General features: G+C 35.6%; 26 protein-coding genes. All 26 read left to right on the forward strand.

Annotated elements, in window-relative coordinates; all coding sequences use genetic code 11:
• Positions 1-300: 300 nt before the first annotated feature.
• The 26 genes from flgB to FG384_RS04915 all read left to right on the forward strand — a co-directional run bounded on the left by flgB (position 301) and on the right by FG384_RS04915 (position 21,710).
• Positions 301-693, forward strand: a complete 393-nt coding sequence (gene flgB, locus FG384_RS04790) for a flagellar basal body rod protein FlgB (protein ID WP_142641447.1) — start codon at positions 301-303, stop codon at positions 691-693.
• Between the two features lies 1 nt (position 694).
• Positions 695-1,156 (forward strand): flagellar basal body rod protein FlgC, encoded by a 462-nt coding sequence (flgC, locus tag FG384_RS04795; protein WP_142641448.1) that lies wholly within the window; start codon positions 695-697, stop codon positions 1,154-1,156.
• Between the two features lie 24 nt (positions 1,157-1,180).
• Positions 1,181-1,486: a flagellar hook-basal body complex protein FliE gene (gene fliE / locus FG384_RS04800; RefSeq protein ID WP_142641449.1), complete on the forward strand. Its 306-nt coding sequence runs from the start codon at positions 1,181-1,183 to the stop codon at positions 1,484-1,486.
• A gap of 57 nt (positions 1,487-1,543) precedes the next feature.
• Entirely contained in the window at positions 1,544-3,133 is a 1,590-nt protein-coding gene (fliF, locus tag FG384_RS04805; RefSeq protein WP_142641450.1) for a flagellar basal-body MS-ring/collar protein FliF, read from the forward strand.
• A 16-nt stretch (positions 3,134-3,149) separates the two neighbouring features.
• Positions 3,150-4,160: a flagellar motor switch protein FliG gene (gene fliG, locus FG384_RS04810; RefSeq protein ID WP_142641451.1), complete on the forward strand. Its 1,011-nt coding sequence runs from the start codon at positions 3,150-3,152 to the stop codon at positions 4,158-4,160.
• Complete coding sequence (gene fliH / locus FG384_RS04815; RefSeq protein WP_205961744.1) at positions 4,144-4,923, forward strand: flagellar assembly protein FliH; 780 nt, start codon at positions 4,144-4,146, stop codon at positions 4,921-4,923. Before fliG ends, fliH begins: the two co-directional genes overlap by 17 nt.
• 5 nt (positions 4,924-4,928) lie before the next feature.
• Positions 4,929-6,251, forward strand: a complete 1,323-nt coding sequence (gene fliI, locus FG384_RS04820; RefSeq protein ID WP_142641453.1) for a flagellar protein export ATPase FliI — start codon at positions 4,929-4,931, stop codon at positions 6,249-6,251.
• A 2-nt stretch (positions 6,252-6,253) separates the two neighbouring features.
• Positions 6,254-6,703, forward strand: a complete 450-nt coding sequence (fliJ, locus tag FG384_RS04825) for a flagellar export protein FliJ (protein ID WP_142641454.1) — start codon at positions 6,254-6,256, stop codon at positions 6,701-6,703.
• An 8-nt stretch (positions 6,704-6,711) separates the two neighbouring features.
• Positions 6,712-7,311: a MotE family protein gene (locus FG384_RS04830; RefSeq protein ID WP_142641455.1), complete on the forward strand. Its 600-nt coding sequence runs from the start codon at positions 6,712-6,714 to the stop codon at positions 7,309-7,311.
• Positions 7,312-7,364: 53 nt separating this feature from the next.
• Positions 7,365-8,558, forward strand: a complete 1,194-nt coding sequence (locus FG384_RS04835; protein WP_142641456.1) for a flagellar hook-length control protein FliK — start codon at positions 7,365-7,367, stop codon at positions 8,556-8,558.
• A 12-nt stretch (positions 8,559-8,570) separates the two neighbouring features.
• Positions 8,571-9,206 (forward strand): flagellar hook assembly protein FlgD, encoded by a 636-nt coding sequence (flgD, locus tag FG384_RS04840; protein WP_142641625.1) that lies wholly within the window; start codon positions 8,571-8,573, stop codon positions 9,204-9,206.
• 14 nt (positions 9,207-9,220) lie between these two features.
• On the forward strand, positions 9,221-9,601 hold the full coding sequence (locus FG384_RS04845) for a TIGR02530 family flagellar biosynthesis protein (RefSeq protein ID WP_142641457.1): 381 nt from the start codon (positions 9,221-9,223) through the stop codon (positions 9,599-9,601).
• 78 nt (positions 9,602-9,679) lie between these two features.
• The gene (locus FG384_RS04850; RefSeq protein ID WP_142641458.1) at positions 9,680-10,939 is read left to right on the forward strand and encodes a flagellar hook-basal body complex protein; all 1,260 of its coding nucleotides are present in this window, start codon (positions 9,680-9,682) and stop codon (positions 10,937-10,939) included.
• Between the two features lie 59 nt (positions 10,940-10,998).
• The gene (locus FG384_RS04855; protein ID WP_142641459.1) at positions 10,999-11,220 is read left to right on the forward strand and encodes a flagellar FlbD family protein; all 222 of its coding nucleotides are present in this window, start codon (positions 10,999-11,001) and stop codon (positions 11,218-11,220) included.
• Positions 11,210-11,641 carry a flagellar basal body-associated protein FliL gene (gene fliL, locus FG384_RS04860; protein WP_142641460.1) on the forward strand — a complete coding sequence of 144 codons (432 nt, stop codon included), beginning with the start codon at positions 11,210-11,212 and terminating at the stop codon, positions 11,639-11,641. Before FG384_RS04855 ends, fliL begins: the two co-directional genes overlap by 11 nt.
• 29 nt (positions 11,642-11,670) lie before the next feature.
• A complete protein-coding gene (fliM, locus tag FG384_RS04865) occupies positions 11,671-12,669 on the forward strand; it encodes a flagellar motor switch protein FliM (RefSeq protein WP_142641461.1) in 999 nt (332 codons plus the stop codon).
• Complete coding sequence (gene fliY, locus FG384_RS04870) at positions 12,662-13,807, forward strand: flagellar motor switch phosphatase FliY (protein ID WP_142641626.1); 1,146 nt, start codon at positions 12,662-12,664, stop codon at positions 13,805-13,807. The genes fliM and fliY overlap by 8 nt, the downstream gene beginning before the upstream one ends.
• A gap of 18 nt (positions 13,808-13,825) precedes the next feature.
• A complete protein-coding gene (locus FG384_RS04875) occupies positions 13,826-14,188 on the forward strand; it encodes a response regulator (protein WP_142641462.1) in 363 nt (120 codons plus the stop codon).
• The gene (locus tag FG384_RS04880; protein ID WP_142641463.1) at positions 14,160-14,882 is read left to right on the forward strand and encodes a flagellar biosynthetic protein FliO; all 723 of its coding nucleotides are present in this window, start codon (positions 14,160-14,162) and stop codon (positions 14,880-14,882) included. The genes FG384_RS04875 and FG384_RS04880 overlap by 29 nt, the downstream gene beginning before the upstream one ends.
• The gene (gene fliP / locus FG384_RS04885; RefSeq protein WP_142641464.1) at positions 14,875-15,540 is read left to right on the forward strand and encodes a flagellar type III secretion system pore protein FliP; all 666 of its coding nucleotides are present in this window, start codon (positions 14,875-14,877) and stop codon (positions 15,538-15,540) included. The genes FG384_RS04880 and fliP overlap by 8 nt, the downstream gene beginning before the upstream one ends.
• Positions 15,541-15,552: 12 nt before the next feature.
• Positions 15,553-15,822, forward strand: coding sequence for a flagellar biosynthesis protein FliQ (gene fliQ, locus FG384_RS04890; protein ID WP_142641465.1), 270 nt, complete (start codon positions 15,553-15,555; stop codon positions 15,820-15,822).
• A 4-nt stretch (positions 15,823-15,826) separates the two neighbouring features.
• Complete coding sequence (gene fliR, locus FG384_RS04895) at positions 15,827-16,603, forward strand: flagellar biosynthetic protein FliR (protein ID WP_142641466.1); 777 nt, start codon at positions 15,827-15,829, stop codon at positions 16,601-16,603.
• A gap of 1 nt (position 16,604) precedes the next feature.
• A complete protein-coding gene (gene flhB, locus FG384_RS04900; RefSeq protein ID WP_142641467.1) occupies positions 16,605-17,690 on the forward strand; it encodes a flagellar biosynthesis protein FlhB in 1,086 nt (361 codons plus the stop codon).
• A gap of 24 nt (positions 17,691-17,714) precedes the next feature.
• The gene (gene flhA / locus FG384_RS04905; protein ID WP_142641468.1) at positions 17,715-19,748 is read left to right on the forward strand and encodes a flagellar biosynthesis protein FlhA; all 2,034 of its coding nucleotides are present in this window, start codon (positions 17,715-17,717) and stop codon (positions 19,746-19,748) included.
• Entirely contained in the window at positions 19,745-20,860 is a 1,116-nt protein-coding gene (locus FG384_RS04910; RefSeq protein WP_142641469.1) for a flagellar biosynthesis protein FlhF, read from the forward strand. The genes flhA and FG384_RS04910 overlap by 4 nt, the downstream gene beginning before the upstream one ends.
• On the forward strand, positions 20,844-21,710 hold the full coding sequence (locus FG384_RS04915) for a MinD/ParA family protein (RefSeq protein ID WP_142641470.1): 867 nt from the start codon (positions 20,844-20,846) through the stop codon (positions 21,708-21,710). Before FG384_RS04910 ends, FG384_RS04915 begins: the two co-directional genes overlap by 17 nt.
• Positions 21,711-21,712: the final 2 nt, after the last annotated feature.

The following is a 21,712-nucleotide window of genomic DNA, read 5'->3' on the forward strand; positions in this document are numbered from 1 at the left end:
CAAAAACCTCCTACTTACCGTAGGAGGTTTTTTTTGATGTTTATAATTTCATTAACTTCCCTTAATTATATTAACCTCCATTTATTAGAAAAAATCATCTGAATAGGTTGTAAGAATCACTTAATCTACATTTTCGACACATGATACCGAAAAATATCGAAAAAAAAGGAAAAATGTACTATTAATTATGGAAAAAGAGAATAGACACTATGTTACATTTTCATTACAATTAAATTATTATGATATTCACAGATAATTATTAAAAATATGTCGCTAAGAAACAAAAAGAGGGTGTAATTTTTGGGGATTTTTGGTGGAACAATATCGAATTTAGAACGAGGATTGGCTTTTTCTGCGACGAAGCACAAAGCGATTGCGCAAAATATAGCAAATGTCGACACGCCGAATTATAAAGCTAAAAGTGTTAGTTTTGAAGAAATCTTTTCAGAAGTAAAACGAAATGGGATCTCTGCAAACCGTACGGAAGAAAAGCATTTTAATTTTCAAATGCGTGGAAATTCTCCGGGAGTTTTTAATTATGCGAATTTCAGGTACAGTCATAATGGGAACGGGGTAGACATGGACAAAGAGCAAGCTAACCTTGCTACGAACCAAATTTACTACAATGCATTAGTTGATCGAGTAAGTGGTAAGTTAAATACATTACAAACAGTAATTAGAGGAGGTAGCTAATATGTCGATTTTTACCGGGATGAACACTACGGCATCTGCATTAACTGCTCAACGACTTCGTATGGACGTTATCTCTTCTAATATGGCCAATGTAGATACTACTCGTGCGAAACTTGTCGATGGTGAGTGGCAAGCATATAGAAGAAAAACAGTAACGCTACAGCCCTTAGAAGGTAAATTCTCCAGTTTTTTAAACTCAGCAATGGGTACACACAATAATAAGGCTACTGGTAACGGTGTAAAAGTTACACGAATCAAAGAGGATACAGAAACTCCATTTAAACTAGTTTATGATCCTACACATATAGATGCGAACGCAGAAGGATATGTGGCAATGCCAAATGTAGATCCACTAAGAGAAATGGTAGATTTAATATCTGCTACACGCTCTTATGAAGCAAATGTAACAGTGTTCAATGCAAATAAATCAATGCTATCAAAAGCTTTAGAGATAGGTAAATAGATATGAAGGAAGGTCCAACTAATAATGGCAATTGAATCTATTTCGTTATTTAATCCTGCACAAGTAAATGTCACTACTGCTCCTAAAAAAATGACATCTTTCGAAGCTCAACAAAACTTTGGAGATTTTTTGAAAAGTGCAATTGAATCCGTTAACGAAGATCAAAAAGCTTCAGATGTAATGACGGAGAAGTTAATTCGCGGTGAGGATGTAGAATTGCATGATGTAATGATTGCTTCTCAAAAAGCTAGTATTACTTTAAATGCAACATTAGAAATTAGAAATAAAGTAATTGAAGCGTATCAAGAAATAATGCGTATGCCAGTATAAACCCTCGGTTATCGCTAAATATCGAGCCAAAATATTCACCATAGCCGGAGGATACAAATGAATGAACGTATAAAAAAAATCACAAGTGATGTTTCAGCATTTTGGACAAGTAGGTCAAAAGCACAAAAAGGAACAATTATTGGTAGTGGAATTGCTGTCATTTTGATAGCTGCAATTATAACATTTTTTTCGACAAAGACTGAGTTTGTTCCTTTATACTCGGATGTTGCTCCTTCAGAGATAGGTCGAATAAAGGAAACATTAGATGCACAAGGTGTTCAAAACAAAATAGCTCCTGGAGGAACGTCTATACTAGTCCCTTCTAATCAGGTTGATTCATTGTTAGTGCAACTTGCAGCGGAAGGATACCCACAATCAGGCATGATCGATTATAGTTTTTTCTCACAAAATGCTGGGTTTGGTATGACAGATAATGAATTTAATGTTTTAAAATTAGCATCTACTCAAACAGAGATTGCTAATCTAATGAAGGGTATTAAAGGTGTAAAAGATGCAAAAGTAATGATTTCGTTACCAGAAGAAGGGGTATTTTTATCACAAAGCAATCAAAAGGCGAGTGCCTCTATTGTGTTAAATACCGAACCAGGTTATCAATTTACTGATACAGAAATACAGACATTATATAATTTAGTTTCAAAATCAGTACCTAATTTATCGACTGAAGATATTGTTATAACAAATCAATACTTCGAATACTTTGATATTCAAACAGCATCTTCTAATTCAAATGGAGCAAATGTTACCGATCAAATGTCGATAAAAAAGAATATCGAACGTGACTTACAAAGACAAGTACAAACGATGTTAAGTACTTTAATGGGGCAAGATAAAGTAGTAGTTTCTGTAACAACAGATATTGATTTTCAACAAGAAAAACGAGAAGAAAATTTAGTAGAGCCAGTAGATGTAGAAAATATGGCAGGCATCCAAATAAGTGCTCAACGTATTTCCGAAACATTTACAGGTAATAACCCAATTGCTGGTGGAACTCCACAAGGAGAAGATGCTACGGATAATTTTACAAATTATGTAGAAGGATCGACAGCAAATGGTGATTATGAAAGAATCGAAGATACGATTAATAATGAAGTAAATCGAATTCGAAAAGAAATCGTAGAAAGTCCATATAAAATAAGAGATATTGGAATTCAGGTAATGGTAGAACCTCCAACACCTGATGATATTACTTCTATGCCAGCTGGGGTTCAAGGAGATATCGAACAAATACTTTCAACGATTATTCGAACTTCCATCGACAAAGATGCAGTTGGTGAACTTACCGAACAACAGTTGCAAGAAAAAATTGTTGTATCTGTCCAACCGTTCAACGGTAAAGCTCAAACAATTGTTGCGCAAAATTCTACAATACCATGGTGGATATATGTAGTCGTAGGTATTCTACTTGCTGCAATAATTCTATTAGTAATCTTTATGATTAGATCTAGAAGAAACCAAGAGGAAGAACTTGTGATTCTAGAGGAGCAAAAAGAAGAACTAAAAGTGGATGATATTAATAATGAAAAAGAGACAGAAGCTAGCTTAAGACGCAAACAACTAGAAAAAATGGCGAAAGATAAGCCAGAAGATTTCGCTAAATTGTTACGTACTTGGATAGCAGAGGATTAATGGAGGGACGGCTAAATTGAAGAAAGATAAAGATCTAAGTGGCAAACAAAAAGCCGCGCTCTTATTGATTTCTCTTGGACCAGAAGTGTCAGCTTCCATTTATAAACATTTAAATGAAGAAGAAATCGAGCGTTTAACATTAGAAATTTCAGGTGTTAAAAAGGTTGAACCTGAAATAAAAGAAGATATTATTGAAGAATTTCATAATATAGCACTTGCACAAGATTATATTTCCCAAGGTGGTATTGGGTACGCTAAAACAGTTTTGGAGAAAGCGCTTGGAACAGAACATGCTCAAGCGATTATTAATCGCTTGACTTCTTCCTTGCAAGTTAGACCATTTGATTTTGCAAGACGAGCTGAACCATCGCAGTTACTTAACTTTATTCAGCATGAGCATCCACAAACAATTGCACTTATTTTGTCTTACTTAGAAGCTCAACAAGCTGGTATTATACTTTCTTCTTTACCGCAAGAAGTGCAAGCGGATATTGCGAAGCGGATTGCAACAATGGATTCTACATCGCCGGAAGTCATTAGTGAAATTGAATCTGTACTTGAGCGGAAATTGTCTTCTACAGTTACGCAAGACTACACAGAAACTGGCGGAGTCGATGCAGTGGTAGAAGTATTGAATGGCGTAGACCGAACAACAGAAAAAACAATCTTAGATGCGTTAGAAATACAAGATCCAGAACTTGCAGAAGAGATTAAGAAAAGAATGTTTGTATTCGAGGATATTGTTACGTTGGATAATCGTTCGATTCAACGGGTTATTCGTGATTGTGAAAACGAAGATTTAATTCTTTCTATGAAAGTATCTAGTGAAGAAGTAAAGGATATTATTTTCCGTAATATGTCTTCGCGTATGGCGGAAACATTTAAAGAAGAAATGGAAATTATGGGGCCAGTACGATTGCGAGATGTAGAAGAGGCACAGTCTCATATTGTCGCTGTCATTAGAAGACTGGAAGATGCTGGTGAAATCATTATCGCACGTGGTGGAGGAGATGACATTATTGTCTAGAATTTTCCGAAGCGTTCAAATGAAAGAAAACAGTGAACAGATTCGACCGATTCAAATTATAAATCTTAATGAGCCAAAAGACTTGCAAATAGATCAAAATCTTTCTCTAGATGTAATTCTGAAAGAAAGAGACAAAATGGTTCGTGAGGCAAACGAAGAAATTGACTTTCAAAAAGAAGAGCTTGCGAAGGAAATAGAACAAAGCAAGCAATTTATATCCGATCAACTAAACGCTTGGGAAGAACAAAAATCAGTATTTCAACAAGCTGCTTATGACGAAGGTTTTGCACTAGGACAAGAAGAAGGAAGAAACAAGGCGAAGGCAGATATGCAGCAAGATTTAGCGCTAGCTAATGAAACAATTCAAACTGCTCACGAGAATGCCGCGAACTATGTAAAACATCAAGAACAGGTTATTTTAGAACTTGCTATTCGTACAGCAGAGCGAATTATTGGAGCGAAGCTTGAGGAAAACGAGGAACTCTTTTTATCCATTGTAAAAAGAGGAATCAAAGAGGCAAGAGAGATGAAAGAAATCAAGTTGTATGTTTCACCAACTTATTTTGCTTTAGTATCAAGTAATCGTGACGAACTTGCTTCTATTTTTCCAGTTGATGTTCCATTTATGATATTTGTGGATGAAGATATGAACTCAAGAGACTGTTATATAGAAACAAACCACGGAAGAATTGTTGTTAGTATAGATGAACAACTACAAGAATTACGACTAAAACTAGTTGATATGCTAGATAGCATGGAGTGAAAGTGATGAAAGCAGTAGATTTAATTCAACATATCCCGAACTTGTCTACATTTAAAAAATATGGGCGTGTGAATCGCGTAGTTGGATTAATGATAGAATCACAAGGTCCAGAAAGCTCGATAGGTGACGTTTGTAAAATTCATATTAATTCTTCGAAAAATGGATATTCAGTCATTCTTGCTGAAGTAGTTGGGTTCAAAGAAGAAATTGTAGTATTAATGCCATATACAAATATACGTGAAATTTCTACAGGTTGTTTAGTGGAAGGGACTAATCGTCCATTAGAAGTAAAAGTTGGTCCTGAGTTAATCGGAAAAGTTTTAGATTCCATGGGAAATCCAATTGATGGAACAGTATTACCTAAAGGGTTGAGGACAGTTGGTACAGAACAAGATCCCCCTAACCCACTAACAAGGCCACCAATTCATGAGCGAATGGAAGTAGGAGTTAAAGCAATAGATGGGATGCTAACAGTTGGTAAAGGACAAAGGGTAGGTATTTTTGCTGGATCTGGTGTAGGGAAAAGTACATTACTTGGAATGATTGCTAGAAATACAAATGCAGACTTAAATGTCATAGCACTCATTGGTGAACGTGGAAGAGAAGTGCGGGAATTTATTGAGCGGGACTTAGGTAAAGAAGGCTTAGCAAAATCTATCGTAGTTGCAGCAACCTCTGATCAACCTGCATTAATGCGTATAAAAGGTGCTTTTACAGCAACAGCTATTGCAGAGTATTTCCGAGATAAAGGTTTGAATGTCATGCTAATGATGGACTCGGTTACCCGTGTTGCAATGGCTCAAAGGGAAATTGGGCTAGCTGTAGGGGAGCCCCCTGCAACAAGAGGATATACTCCATCTGTATTTTCCATTTTACCGAAATTACTTGAACGTACAGGTACAAATGAGCACGGTTCTATTACAGCGTTTTACACCGTTTTAGTAGATGGTGACGACATGAATGAACCGATAGCTGATACCGTTCGTGGAATATTAGATGGCCACATAGTACTGGATCGGTCCCTTGCTAATAAAGGACAGTATCCTGCCATAAATGTACTAAAAAGTATTAGTCGGTTAATGAATCACATTTCGGAAGAAAAACATATAAAAGCTGCAGAGCGTTTACGAGATTTATATTTCACATATAACAAATCCGAGGACTTGATCAATATTGGAGCATATAAGCGTGGTACATCAAAAGAAATTGACGAAGCGATTCTATATGAGCCTTTGATTACTTCCTTTTTAAAACAAGGTTATATGGACAAAGTGTCACTTGTGGAAAGTGTGAATGAATTAGTGACTTTATCTGATGGTGGTGTATAAGCATGGTCGTTTTTCATTATAAATTTGATAATGTTTTAACTGTTCGGGAACAAGAAAAGTCAGAGACAGAAATAGCTTATAAAGAGTCTGTCATGACCTTTGAAAGAATTGCTACTGAGCTATACGATCTTTTAAAGAAAAAAGAAGACACAACAGACTTTCATAATAGCATGCTTACTCAAGGTTTATCTGTAGATAGTATTCATCACTATACGAGTTATATAGATGGATTACAGAAAAGAATAGATGTTGTCCAAAAGGATGTAATTCAAGCGCGTTCTAAAATGAACTGGTTTGAAGAAAAACTTCTAGAGAGAACATTAGAAGTTCGTAAGTTTGAAAAAATGAAAGAAAAAGACTTTGATCATTTCCAGCAAGAACAACAAAGACTTGAGACAATTCAATTGGATGAAATATCTTCCTTAAAGTTTCAAAACAAAGAGATTAGGTGAGTAGAAGCATGGCTACACGGAACAAACCGATTAAAAGCATTAATATAGTTAAAGATGAGTCAAAAGGAATAGGAAAAATGAAAATGTTTTTATATTTGTTTATTATTCCTTTACTTTTTGCTATAGCTCTCCTATTGATTGGTGCACAAATATACAATGTAAATGTTTTTGAAAAAGCGAAAGAACTTACTGGTAGCGGCAAACCACCAGTAGTAACAGAAGAAATAAAAACAGAACGTTTAGAAAAACAAGTTGTTTCGCTACAAGCTGAAATACAAGAAAAAGAAGCGAAAATTGATAAATTACAAATAGAAATAGATAACTCTGCAAAAACAAATGAAGCATTATTAGTTGAGCAACAACGACTGCTAGACGAAATAGAAGCGCTTCAAAGAGAGCAATCAAGTACTCAGCAAGAATATACTGAAATTGTTTCTACTTTCGAAAAAATGTCTGCTAAAACGGCAGCACCTGTGCTGACTAAAATGAGCGATGCGGAAGCATTACGAATTTTAACAAGTTTAAAACCTGATACCGTAGCAAAGATTTTTGAAAAAATGTCTCCTGAGGCTGCTGCTAAATATACAGAGCTAATGTCGAAACAATAGGATTCTTTTAAACGAGTATTTTTCGAATTTCAAACTTGGAAGGAGGTGAAATATTGAATATCGCAGCAGTTGTAAATATGGGGAATAATATTGCGGTCCAATCAAAAGGGCAGCAACAATCAAATCCAGCAAGCAATCAATTGTTTGGAAATGTTTTCGGCCAAGTATTATCCAATCAACAAGTACAGCAATCACTTACGAAAATTCCAAATAGTTCAGAACAAAATCTTATAGAAGAGTTAATTTCTATTTTAAATTCTGAATCAATGGAAGAAGTAGAAACTTTACTGGGTGTAAATGAATTGACAGTCAATCCAAAAGAACTGAAAGAGTTATTGAATGAGCTTTTAGCGGAAGAAACTAATTCTCAGGAAGAACTGACAGAATCGAATGTTTGGGATATTTTAGCAGGTACCAACGGACAAGCTAACCAACTTGTTGAAGCAGTCATTAGTTCTCTAAATGGCCAAGGACCTACCACTCCTGTAGATTCAAAACGAGCATTACAATTACTGAAAGTTGTGCAACTCATAGGCAATAAATCAGATTTGACATTAAAACAAGAATCTACCCTATTCGATTTGAAACAATTATTAGACGATGTGAAAGAATCGGTTGCGAAAGCGGGATCAATGACGACTCAAAATCCTGTAATCATTCAAGGTATGAAACCAGTTGTTCAACAAGTAATCATTAAGCAAATGACTAATCATACTGATACGGTTGTAGAGACAAAAGAAGTAACAACAAATACACAAGGTCCAACTTCTACTATTATACAAACAAAAGTAGAAACAGTATCTGTAACTTTGCCAACTGAAAAACCTGCTCAATCAGAAGAATTCGTGAAGGAACTTCAAAAAGCGATGAATCGTGTGCAGTTTGGTCAAGCAGGCGGAGCAAATCGTCTAGTCATTAAGCTTTACCCAGAACAGCTTGGAACAATTCGAATTGAATTAGTTCAAAAAGATGGAATGCTTACTACTAAAATGCTTGCTTCAACAGCGCTTGGAAAAGAATTATTAGATTCCAACTCGAATCAATTAAAACAAGGCTTAGCAAATCAAAATATTCAAGTAGAAAAACTTGAAATTACACAAGCTTTACAAGATCCTACAAGACAGCAACGGAATCAATCATTCCAAGAATCATTTAGACAGCAACAACAAGAACAGCAGGAAACGAATACTGAAGAGCATGAGGATATTGCTACTTTCGAAGACTTTTTAAAAGAAATGGAGGTTTAAATAGTGGCAGGAATGAATCCTATTAGTAAAGATATGTATCTGTCTAACAAGCAGCAAGCAGGCCGAAAAACTGGGAATAGTACACTTGGAAAAGATGATTTTTTGAAAATTTTAATGGCTCAGCTACAAAATCAGGACCCAACAAACCCAATGAAAGACAATGAGTTTATCGCACAAATGGCTCAATTCTCCTCTTTAGAGCAGATGACAAACTTAACACAAGCATTTGAAAAGTATGCTGCAGCGCAGGATCAGACTCAAATGATTCAATATAGTAACTTCGTTGGAAAAGGTGTGAAATGGCACGAACTGACAGATAAGGTTGATGAAAAGGGTAAACCAGTAATTATTGAAGGAACAGGTAAGATTGTTGGTGTTAAGTTTGTAAAGGGTGGCGTAGAATTCACTCTTGAAGATGGAAAAGTCATTAATCCAGGTAATATTTCTGAAATTTTGTCTAGCAATTCCAATTCGAATAACCTTGTAGAAGCTAGTATGATGATTGGAAAAACTGTTACTTACAATGACGGTACAGCAGACATAACTGGACAAGTTGAGTCAGTATCTACAAAAGATGGGAAGATTGTCTTTAATTTAGCAGGTGGAGCAACAATTACTTCTGACCAAATTATATCTATTAGTAAATAGAACGGAGAAGAGCGATGGGCAAAATTAATATAAATCGCGTCCCGCTGCAACCTAGTATCCGTCAACCGATCACAACGAAACAAGTAACTTCACCTAAACAATCGTTTTTACAGCATTTGCATGAAGCAACTGTTAAAACGGAATTAAAGGTAAGTAAACATGCTAATCAGCGTTTAGCTGAAAGAAATATTCACATATCAGATGCAGAATGGCAACTTGTGAGTGAAAAAGTAGCAGAAGCACGCTCAAAAGGTGTGAATGACTCATTAGTATTGATGGATCAAGCAGCATTAATCGTCAGTGCAAAAAATGCAACAGTGATTACTGCAATGGATCGCACGGAAGCGAAAAATCAATTATTTACAAATATTGATGGCACAATTGTGCTGAACTAATAATAGCAGGACCTGCAAAGGATGCTATGTGCAGCTGAATGATAGACGCTAGCACTTAATTTGAAGGGAGAACACATAATGATTCGCTCAATGTACTCAGGAATTTCAGGTTTAAAAAACTTCCAAGTAAAACTAGACGTAATTGGTAACAATATTGCCAATGTAAACACATATGGATTTAAAAAAGGTCGTACCATTTTTAAAGACTTAATCTCACAAACGACATCTGGAGCATCTGGGGCTACTGCAAATCGTGGAGGAGTTAATCCAAAACAGGTCGGACTTGGTTCTCAAATCGCTGCAATTGACACAATTCATGCAGGTGGGTCCACTCAAACTACTAATAATACGTTAGACCTTGCAATTTCAGGAGACGGATTTTTCCAGGTAGCTGACTCTACCAATGCTAATCGTGACGGATTTGTTAATCCATTATATACACGTGCTGGTAACTTCTATATGGATAATCAAGGTTACTTAGTAAATGGAGATGGATTGTTTTTAGTTGGTGGCGTTACTAAGGTAGATCCTACAATTCTGGGACAAGCACAAGCAGACCTTGCTACTGCAGAAACTGATTACACTACTGCAGCAGAAGCGGCTGCTTTAGCAGCAAAAACATTTGCTGATGCATTAGGATTATTAGAAGTCGATCTTGCGACAGCAAAAGCAGCCCTTGCAGCAGACCCTACTAATACGGGGTTACAAACTGCAGTTGCCGATGCTGAAAAAGCAATAAAAGACTACAAGGATCCTACTTTAAGTACAGATGCAGCAGATGTTGATACTACGGCTAAAGCTGCAGACGCAGCGTCTAAAGTTTTAAAAAATGCGGAAGCAGCTGTCGCTAATTTAATTAATCCAGAACCTAAAAATGTGATGAAAAATCCGCTAGCAAATGGTAATTTAGATACTGGTGGCGGTTATTTACCGGACGTACCTCTTACTGTAGGTGGAGAGTATAGACCAATCAAAATACCTACCGATGCGCAAAGTATGAACATTGGACAAGATGGTACAGTTACGTTTGTTGATAAGGAAGGAACATTACGTTGGGCTGGCCAACTTGTTCTTGCGAAGTTTCCAAATCCAGGTGGGTTAAATAAAGTTGGCGCTAACTATTTCAAAGATACCTCGAATTCAGGGGCACCAATTATCCAAACTGCTACTTCTTCGGGTATTGGTACGGTTAACTCAGGTTTCCTAGAAATGTCGAACGTTGACTTATCTGAAGAATTCACTGATATGATTGTTGCACAACGTGGATTCCAAGCAAATACACGTATTATTACAACATCTGACCAGATTTTAGAAGAGCTTGTAAACTTAAAACGTTAACTTATTAAATTTATTTGTAAGGGAGGGTTGGGCCGTTCCTTTATGGCCCGGCCCTTATCATGATTAACTTAACACGTTTAAACGGCAGTGAGTTTACGTTAAATGCTCTATACATAGAAAAAGTAGAGTCCTTTCCAGATACGACGATAACACTAACAACTGGAAGTAAATACGTTACGTTAGATACTAGGGAAGAAGTAGCTTATAAAATTGCTCAATTTTATAAAGAAATACATATATTATCGAACCCCCATATAAGAGGTGAAGAACATGCAGAATAGAAATAAGCTCCTAACCATCATGCTAATTATATTAGTTTGTATAACTTTAATAGGTGTTGTTGCATTACTCATTGTGTCTCAATTAAAAGAAAAAGATGAAAATGCAGAACCTACAATAGACGAAATTGTGGAATCTTCGATAGATATACCTGAAATTACGACAAATCTAACCGGCAATAAATTCATTCGAATTTCGTTGAAAGTGCAAACGGATAGTCCTGAAGCGGCAGAAGAATTAACAAAACGAGATTTCCAAATAAAAAATATAGTTATTGCAGAGCTTTCCGAGATGACTCCACAGGATTTAGAAGGAAAACAAGGAAAATCAACGTTCCAAGCATCAATTAAAACTAAAATAAATGAGTTAATGGATGATGGAGAAGTTCAACAAGTTTATATAACTTCTTATATCATTCAGTAAAGAAACTTTTTTGAATGGAGGTGGGCAGATTGGCAGGAGATATATTATCTCAATCAGAAATAGATGCGTTGTTAAGCGCGCTTTCGACGGGGGAAATGACCGCAGATGAAATGAAAAGCGATCAAGAATCACGAAAAGTAAGAGTATATGACTTTAAACGTGCGCTTCGTTTCTCTAAAGATCAAATCCGAAGTTTAACTCGTATACACGAAAATTTTGCCCGATTATTAACAACATTTTTTTCTGCCCAGTTAAGAACTTATGTACAAATTTCTGTAGTGTCCGTAGATCAAATTCCATTTGAAGAATTTATTCGATCGGTACCTCATATGACACTAATAAATGTTTTTGAAGTTCCGCCACTCGAAGGTAATATTTTAATGGAGATTAACCCGAATATTGCTTATTCCATGTTAGATTTTCTTATGGGTGGAAAGGGAGATACACATACAAAAGTTGATAATTTAACCGAAATTGAAACGAAAATTATGACTAACTTGTTTGAACGTTCATTTGATAATCTTCGTGAAGCGTGGGCTAATATTGCGGACATAGATCCTATCCTTTCGGAACTTGAAGTTAACCCGCAATTTTTACAAATGATTTCACCAAATGAAACAGTTGTTGTTATTTCGTTCAATACAGTTATTGGAGAAACAAGTGGGATGATTAATATTTGTATACCACATGTCGTTTTAGAGCCTATTGTCCCGAACTTATCTGTTAGATACTGGATGCAAACTAACAAAAAAGAAGTTTCTCCTGAACAGCTAAAAGTATTGGAGAGACGTGTAAAAGCAGCTGAGATTCCAATCGTTGCAGAGTTAGGAAATACAGAAATATCGATGGAAGACTTACTGTATTTGCAATTAGGTGATGTCATTCAATTGAATGCTAAAATTGATGATTCATTACTGATAAAAGTTGGAGATATTCCAAAATTTAAAGCACAACCTGGTAAACTAAAAAAACGAATGGCTGTACAAGTCATCGAAACTTTGAAAGGAGGAGAGGATGATGATGAGTGATGATATGCTCTCCCAAGAAGAAATTGAAGCCCTCCTTAGAGGAACGACAATTGAAGAAGAAAGAAAAAATGATGTAAGCGAGATAAATGTAGAAGATTATTTAGATACTTTTGCACAAGATACGCTTGGGGAGATAGGTAATATCTCTTTCGGGAGTTCTGCAACAGCATTATCTGCTCTTTTAGGGCAGAAAGTTGAGATTACAACTCCTAATATCAATATGATTAATCGATCCAAGTTAAAAGAGGAGTTCCCTCATCCTTATGTGGCGGTCCAAGTGCAATATACTGCTGGACTAATTGGGATGAACCTGCTTGTTATAAAGCAATCTGATGCAGCGATTATCGCGGATTTAATGCTTGGAGGAGATGGTACTAACCCAAATCCTGAACTAAGTGAGATTCAGTTAAGTGCCGTGCAAGAAGCAATGAACCAAATGATGGGTTCTGCAGCAACTTCTATGTCGACAGTATTTAATAAAAAAGTGGATATATCCCCTCCTTCAATCGATTTGATGAATCTTCAAGTTGATGAAGGTGTAGATGCTCTTCCAAATGAAGATTTACTTATTAAAGTGTCTTTCCGATTAAAAATAGGAGAACTAATTGATTCTAATATTATGCAATTATTGCCGCTTGATTTTGGATTAAAACTAGTAAAATCTTTAATGGGGGCAGATGAAGATCAGCAAGAAGTAGCTGCAACGCTTGTAGAAGAAAGAGTAGAAACTAGACCGGTTGCAACGCAAAAGGTTCAGGAAAAAGCTGCGCCACAAGTGCAAATGCAGTTTACTCAACCCCGTGCACAAACACCACAAGTGGAAGTGCAGCAAGCTCAATTTGCTAGTTTTGATGCACCTAGCTTAACACAAAATGAATCAAGAAATTTGAATTTACTACTTGATATACCACTTCAAGTAACAGTAGAATTAGGTCGTACAAAACGAACTGTGAAAGATATTCTGGAACTTACGAATGGATCCATCATTGAACTTGATAAACTAGCAGGCGAACCGGTAGATATTCTAGTAAACAATAGACATATTGCTAAAGGTGAAGTTGTTGTCATTGATGAGAATTTTGGAGTTCGAATTACAGATATTTTAAGCCAAGCAGAGCGTATTCATAATTTAAGATAACACTGGAGGAGACATAATATGTCGAAAAGAATTTTAATAGTTGATGATGCAGCATTTATGCGCATGATGATCAAAGATATTTTATCCAAAAATGGTTTTGAAGTAGTTGGAGAAGCTGGAGATGGTGTTCAAGCAGTTGAAAAATATGCAGAATTAAAACCAGATTTAGTAACAATGGATATTACAATGCCTGAAATGGATGGAATTGCTGCTTTAAAAGAAATTAAAGCAAAAGATCCAAATGCTGTTATTATTATGTGTTCTGCTATGGGACAACAAGCGATGGTTATTGATGCAATCCAAGCTGGTGCAAAAGACTTTATCGTAAAACCATTCCAAGCAGATAGAGTAATTGAAGCTATTTCAAAAGCTATCGGGTAATGAAATGAAGAGGAAGACTACCCTCATATATAGTATCATTTGTATTCTATTAATATTTTCGTTTCAGGTGGAGGTTCATGCAGCAACTGATCCAACTGAAACGGTTGAAGAGAATCTTAAAAAGCTACAAAATAAGACAGATAAAGACTCTACTCCAGTAATAGAAGATGAACCAACGACAGAAACAGATATTCCTTCTGAAGGAGTTTCTGTTTCAGTCTGGGATTATGTGAAAATAATTTTTGCATTATTATTTGTTATTTTATTGCTGTATGGGTTGTTACGTTTTGTTAATAGTAAAAATAGAAGCTTTCAACAAAATCAGCTTATTCAAAACCTTGGTGGAGTCGGACTTGGTCAAGGGAAATCTGTACAGCTGCTTCAAGCAGGAAACTCATTGTTTTTAGTAGGTATTGGGGAGGATATTTATTTGTTAAAAGAAATATCGGATCCTGATGAGATAGACAAGCTCACGAAAATTTATGAGGATAAGCAAGATATCGGAAAGTCGATACCATATATAGCTGAACTTTTTAGTCATTTAAAAGGTAAGAATCTTTCTAAAGGAAAGAATAACGAAAAAAACAATTCTTCATTTAACGAAACGTTCCAAAAAAGATTACAAGAAATCAAAAAAGACCGTAGCGATGTATTGAACGATTGGAAGACAAAGGAGCGAGAAAAAAATGAATGATTTCGTCCAGTTTTTTTCGGACAGTGATCCGTCAAATGTCTCCACTTCCATCAAATTGATGCTATTGCTTACGGTTTTATCTTTGGCACCTAGTATTCTCATATTAATGACTTCTTTTGCTAGAATCGTCATAATACTATCATTTGTTAGAACGGCACTCGCTACTCAGCAAATGCCCCCGAACCAAGTAATTGTAGGACTAGCATTATTTTTAACTTTTTTCATCATGGCACCAACATTCCAGCAAGTGAATGAAGAAGCACTAACACCTCTTTTTAATGAAGAGATAACATTGGAAGAGGCGTATGAGAATGCAAGCGGTCCATTTAAAGAATTTATGAGTAAACATACTAGGCAAAAAGATTTGGAACTGTTTTTAAGGTACGCAGAAGCAGAACAACCAGAAACAATAGACGATATTCCATTAACTGTTATGGTTCCTGCATTTGCGTTAAGTGAAATTAAAACGGCATTTCAAATTGGTTTTATGATTTTTATACCTTTTTTAGTTATTGATATGATTGTGGCCAGTGTTTTAATGTCTATGGGTATGATGATGTTGCCGCCGGTAATGATATCTTTACCGTTTAAAATATTATTATTTGTTTTAGTAGATGGTTGGTATTTAGTCATGAAATCCATCTTACAAAGTTTTTAGGAGCTGATCGTAATGAGTAATGAAATGGTAATTTCGATTGCAGAGCGAGCGATTTGGGTCATTCTTCTTACATCAGGTCCCCTACTTTTAATCGCATTAATAACTGGTCTTGCCGTAAGTATTTTCCAAGCAACGACGCAAATTCAAGAGCAAACGTTAGCATTTGTCCCGAAAATTGTCGCTGTATTAGTTGCCATCGTCTTTTTTGGACCGTGGATGTTATCGCAAGTGACATCCTATGCTTCGGATATCTTTGAAAATTTAATAAGATACATTGGTTGATTCTATGGAAGAAATATTACCAAAGTTAACTGTATTATTGCTTGTTATTGCACGTGTTTCTGCCTTTTTCGTAACATTACCACTCTTTTCACATCGTACTATCCCTGCTACACATCGTATTGCCTTTGCTGTAGTTATTTCTTGGATGATGTACTATACAATCGATGTGGAACCATTTGAAGTAAATGGAGATTACATATTATTAATAATGAAAGAAGTAATCGTTGGATTATTCATCGGATTACTTGCTTATATCATCATGTCTGCGATTCAAATCGCCGGTGGATTTATCGACTTTCAAATGGGCTTTGCCATTGCGAATGTAATAGATCCACAAACCGGAGCACAAAGTCCGCTTATAGGACAATTTTTGAATACGTTAGCACTCCTACTATTATTAGCGTTGAATGGGCATCACCTATTATTAGATGGAATTTTTTATAGTTATCAGTTTGTACCAATGGAGCTATCCTGGCCTCCTTTTGGAGAGGAACATTATGTTGAATTTATTGTGAAAACTTTTGCTGGTGTATTTGCGGTAGCATTTCAAATGTCTATACCGGTTGTAGCAACTCTTTTCTTAGTAGATATTGCATTAGGTATTACAGCAAGAACAGTACCCCAATTAAATATCTTCGTCGTAGGTTTTCCTATTAAAATTGGCGTTAGCTTTTTAGTGCTTCTTGTGATGATGGGGGTCTTAATGGCGCTTGTTCAAAAATTATTTAATATTATGGTCATAAGTATGCGTGATTTAATGATAATTTTAGGTGGTGGCTAATATGTTCATGCTCCGATTGGATTTACAATTTTTTGCCGGGGAAAAAACGGAAAAAGCGACACCTAAAAAGCGACAAGACTCTCGTAAAAAAGGACAAGTACTAAAAAGTCCTGATGTAACAAGTGCGATTGTATTATTATCCGTTTTCTTGTTTCTATTTTTCAGTGCAGGATTTTTAAGAACAGAAATATTTTCTTTTTTCAGTGTTACCTTTACAAAATATATGTTAATAGAAACTCTTTCTATTGAAACAACTGTACAAATATATAAAGATTTACTGATGGAAATGGCCGTTATTTTACTACCAATAATGGGGGTTGCAGTTGTTGCTGCTATTGCAGCTAATTTCTTTCAATTCGGGTTATTGTTTACAACGGAGCCATTAAAGTTTGATTTGAAAAAAATTGATCCAATTAAAGGATTAAAAAGAATATTTTCGCTTAAAGCGATTATTGAACTTTTGAAGTCTATACTAAAAATATCTTTTATCGGTTCCGTTACAACTCTTGTTTTATGGATGAATTTAGAACAAGTACTTTCATTATCATTTAAAACGCCTTGGGATACTCTTTCTACAGTTGGTTGGTTAACAGGAATGATGGGAATAGCTGCTTCTATTGTTTTATTATTTATCTCTGTCTTAGACTATTTTTATCAACGGTTTGACTACGAAAAAAATCTAAAGATGTCGAAACAAGACATTAAAGATGAACATAAAAATTCCGATGGCGATCCGATTATTAAATCTCGTATTAGGCAGAGACAAAGGGAAATGGCTATGCGTCGAATGATGCAAGAGGTTCCTACTGCAGATGTAGTTATCACAAATCCGACTCACTTTGCAATTGCTCTTAAATACGATGATGAGTCCATGGATGCTCCAACAGTTGTTGCTAAAGGTGCTGATTTTGTTGCACAAAAGATAAAGCTTATCGCAAAAGAAAATGATGTAGTAATGGTAGAGAACCGTCCACTTGCTCGTGCTATGTTCGATCAAGTAGAAGTTGGTCAACGAATTCCGGATGAATTTTTCAAAGCCGTAGCTGAAGTACTTGCTTATGTATATCGTATTAAACAAAAAATTTAAAGGTAAAGATTGAGGTGGAAGTATATGCAAGTCCGCGATATAACTGTATTAGCATCTGTAATATCAATTGTGGCGATGCTAGTAATACCTCTTCCTCACTGGTTATTGAGCTTCCTAATAATTATTAACATAACCATCGCATTGCTCATATTAATGACTGCAATGAACATGCAAGAGGCTCTTCAATTTTCTGTATTCCCTCCTTTACTTTTGCTAGTTACTTTGTTCCGACTTGGACTAAATGTATCGACAACGAGAGCGATATTGTCGGAAGGGGATGCTGGAAAAGTTGTTGAAACCTTTGGTACTTTTGTAACTGGAGGCAACATTCTAGTAGGTTTAGTTGTATTCTCAATATTAGTGATTATTCAATTCATTGTTATTACTAAAGGTGCGGAGCGAGTATCTGAAGTAGCTGCTCGATTCACATTAGATGCAATGCCTGGTAAACAAATGAGTATTGATGCGGATTTAAACGCTGGAATGATTTCAGAGAAGGAAGCAAGAGAAAGACGAGAGAAGGTTAGTAGAGAAGCAGACTTTTACGGAGCAATGGATGGAGCAACAAAATTCGTAAAAGGTGATGCTATCGCAGGTATTATTATTGTTCTCATAAACTTAACAGTTGGAATTATTATTGGTGTAGTACAGTTAGGACTTCCATTCGGAGAAGCCGCAGTATTGTTCTCTACCTTGACGGTTGGGGATGGATTAGTTTCTCAAATTCCTGCATTATTAATTTCAACTGCAACTGGTATTGTTGTTACGAGAGCAGCTTCTGAAGGAAATCTAGGTAGTGATATTACGAGTCAGTTATTTTCACAACCTAAATTACTTTATGTTGCAGCAGGTACGATTGCTTTACTTGGTATAGTTACTCCAATTGGAGTATTTATTACTTTTCCAATTGCGATTGCATTAGCAGCTGGAGCATATGTCATGAATAAGTCTAGTAAAGAAGATCCAAGTGAAATCGAAGAATATGAAGAAGAAGCTACTACAGACAATATGAAAAGTCCTGAAAATGTTATTAATCTATTAAACGTAGATCCAATCGAGTTTGAATTTGGATATGGGCTAATTCCTTTAGTAGACGCTGCTCAAGGTGGAGATTTGCTCGACCGTGTAGTTATGATTCGTCGACAGCTAGCATTAGAACTTGGAGTAGTTATTCCTGTTGTACGTATTCGCGATAACATCCAATTACAGCCAAATGAATATCGGATAAAAATAAAAGGAAATGAAATGGCACGTGGTGAACTGTTGTTAGATCATTATTTAGCTATGAGTCCTGGAGATGATGATTCGATTGAAGGAATTGACACAATCGAGCCTTCCTTTGGATTGCCGGCTAAATGGATTTCGGAATCAGTAAAGGAAGAAGCTGAAATACTCGGCTATACTGTTGTCGATCCTCCGAGTGTTGTTTCTACACATATGACAGAGATTATTCGAAATAACGCGAATGAATTACTAGGTCGTCAAGAAACAAAACAACTTATCGATCACATTAGAGAAACGTACCCGATACTTGTGGACGAATTAACTCCTACACCATTAACAGTAGGAGAGATACAAAAAGTGTTAGGGAATTTATTGCGTGAGCATGTGTCGATTCGAAATTTGCCAATTATCTTTGAAACACTTGCAGATTATTCAAAAATGACTTCTGATGTCGATATATTAACTGAATATACACGACAGTCATTGGCAAAACAAATTACATCACAATATGCTGGAAATAGTCATATATTAAAAGTTCTTACTGTTTCAGGTAGAGTGGAGAAATTAATAGCAGATAGCATTCAGCAAACTGAACATGGAAATTATTTATCCGTAGATCCAAATGATTCACAAACAATATTGGAATCTATGGCAAGAGAAGTAGAACGAGCATCATTATTGGAACAATCACCAATTATTTTATGCTCACCAGCAGTTAGAATGTATTTACGTCAAATGACAGAACGATATTTTCCTCAAATACCGATTCTATCTTACAACGAATTAGAATCTTCCATTGAAGTACAAAGTGTTGGGGTGGTGAACATAGAATGAAAATGAAAAAATATTCTGCAAGCACAATGCCTGAAGCGATGAAACAAATAAGAAAAGAGCTAGGCGAGGAAGCAGTAATTTTAAATTCTAAGGTTGTTTATTCAAAAGGGTTTTTAGGTTTGTTTAAAAAGAAGTCTATTGAAGTGTTAGCAGGTATGGATACATTTGAAAGTCATTCGAACATAATAGATACTCCAACTATACAAATAGATTATCCAGAAAAAATGTCTGACGACATTAAGAGAGAATTAGAAGACTTAAAGCAAATGGTTAAATCAATTCAACGCCCACGGATGAATGATAATTATCCAGAACAATTTGGAGCAATTATTGATTATCTGAAGGAACAAGAGTTAGCAGAGGAGCTTATCACAACAGTAAGTGATGAGCTTTTTGTGCATATGAAACAAAAAAATGAAGAAGTTGAGTTGGAAGATCAAATTCATCTTACTGAAAAATGCTTAGCTGCACATCTTAATGAGTTACCATTTGGCGGAATCTCATATCAGAAGAAATATATTAATGTGCTAGGTCCTACCGGTGTTGGAAAAACAACGACTATTGCAAAAATGGCTGCAAGAGCAGTATTAGAGAAAAAGAAAAAAGTAGGTTTCATAACGACCGATACATACCGAATTGCAGCTATTGAACAATTAAAAACATATGCTGGATTACTTCAAGCACCCATTGAAATAGTTTACAGTGAAAAAGATTTACAGGAAGCGATGAAAAAGTTTGAATTGCTTGATATTGTATTTATCGATACTGCTGGTCGAAATTATAAAGAAATAAAATTTGTAGAAGACTTACAGAAGTTGATTGACTTTAAGGAGAATACGGAAACTTTTCTCGTTCTCTCATCAACGTCCAAACAAAAAGATATGGAAGTAATTATTGAACAATTTATTGACTTCCCAATTGAAAAATTCATTTTTACAAAGCTAGATGAAACAAATTCTATTGGCTCAATTATTAATTTAATGGTTAAATATAAGAAGGGACTTGCTTACTATACGGATGGTCAAGAAGTACCGGAAGATATTGTGGAATCTAATCTAAATGAATTACTCAGTTTATTTTTAAAGGGGATTCGTTATGAGAGATCAAGCTGAAGAATTAAGAATGCAAATGCTTCGTAGTCAAAATAAGTTAGGGCGTTCCATCGCAGTTGTAAGTGGAAAAGGCGGAGTTGGAAAAAGTAATTTTTCGATGAACTTTACAACAACTTTAAGTTCTATTGGTAAAAAAGTCGTTTTAATTGATATGGATATTGGTATGGGAAATATTCATATTTTACTTGGGAAAACAGTCCCTACTAATTTGAAAGACTATTTAGTAGGGGAAGCATCAATTGAAGAAGTAATGTTTGAAGGTCCAAATGGTCTTCAATACATTTCTGGAGGATCTGGATTATCCGGTGTATTGGAATGGACGGATGCCATGTTTAATCGACTAGTAGAAGCTTTTGAGTTTTTACAAAAAAACTTCGATTATATTGTGTTTGATATGGGAGCTGGTGCTACAAATCAAACGTTGGATTTGCTAGTTTCAGTAGATGATATTATTGTCATCACAACCGCAGAACCGACTTCAATAACAGATGCTTATTCGATGATGAAATTTATTTATTACAAGGACCAAGATAAAAACTTCTTTCTTTTATGTAATAGAGCCTTCGATGAGGAAGAAGCAACGGATACGACTTCTAGGTTAAAATTGGCAATGTCTAAGTTTTTATCGAAAGAAATTGTCATCCTAGGGTCGTTACCTGAAGATGCAGTCGTTCGAAAAGCAGTAAAAGAGCAGGTCCCATTCTCAATTCTATATCCTCATGCGGAAATAACCAAAAAATTGAAACAGATCGTTAGTAGATTCACCGAATTTGAGCTCGACGTAGATGACGTTCCTAAACAAAGTAAATTCATATCTCGATTGAAAAAAATTTTTTCGAGGAGGTTGTGAAC

The sequence above is a fragment of the Psychrobacillus vulpis genome, from assembly GCF_006861825.1.
GTDB classification, from domain to species: Bacteria; Bacillota; Bacilli; order Bacillales_A; family Planococcaceae; genus Psychrobacillus; species Psychrobacillus vulpis.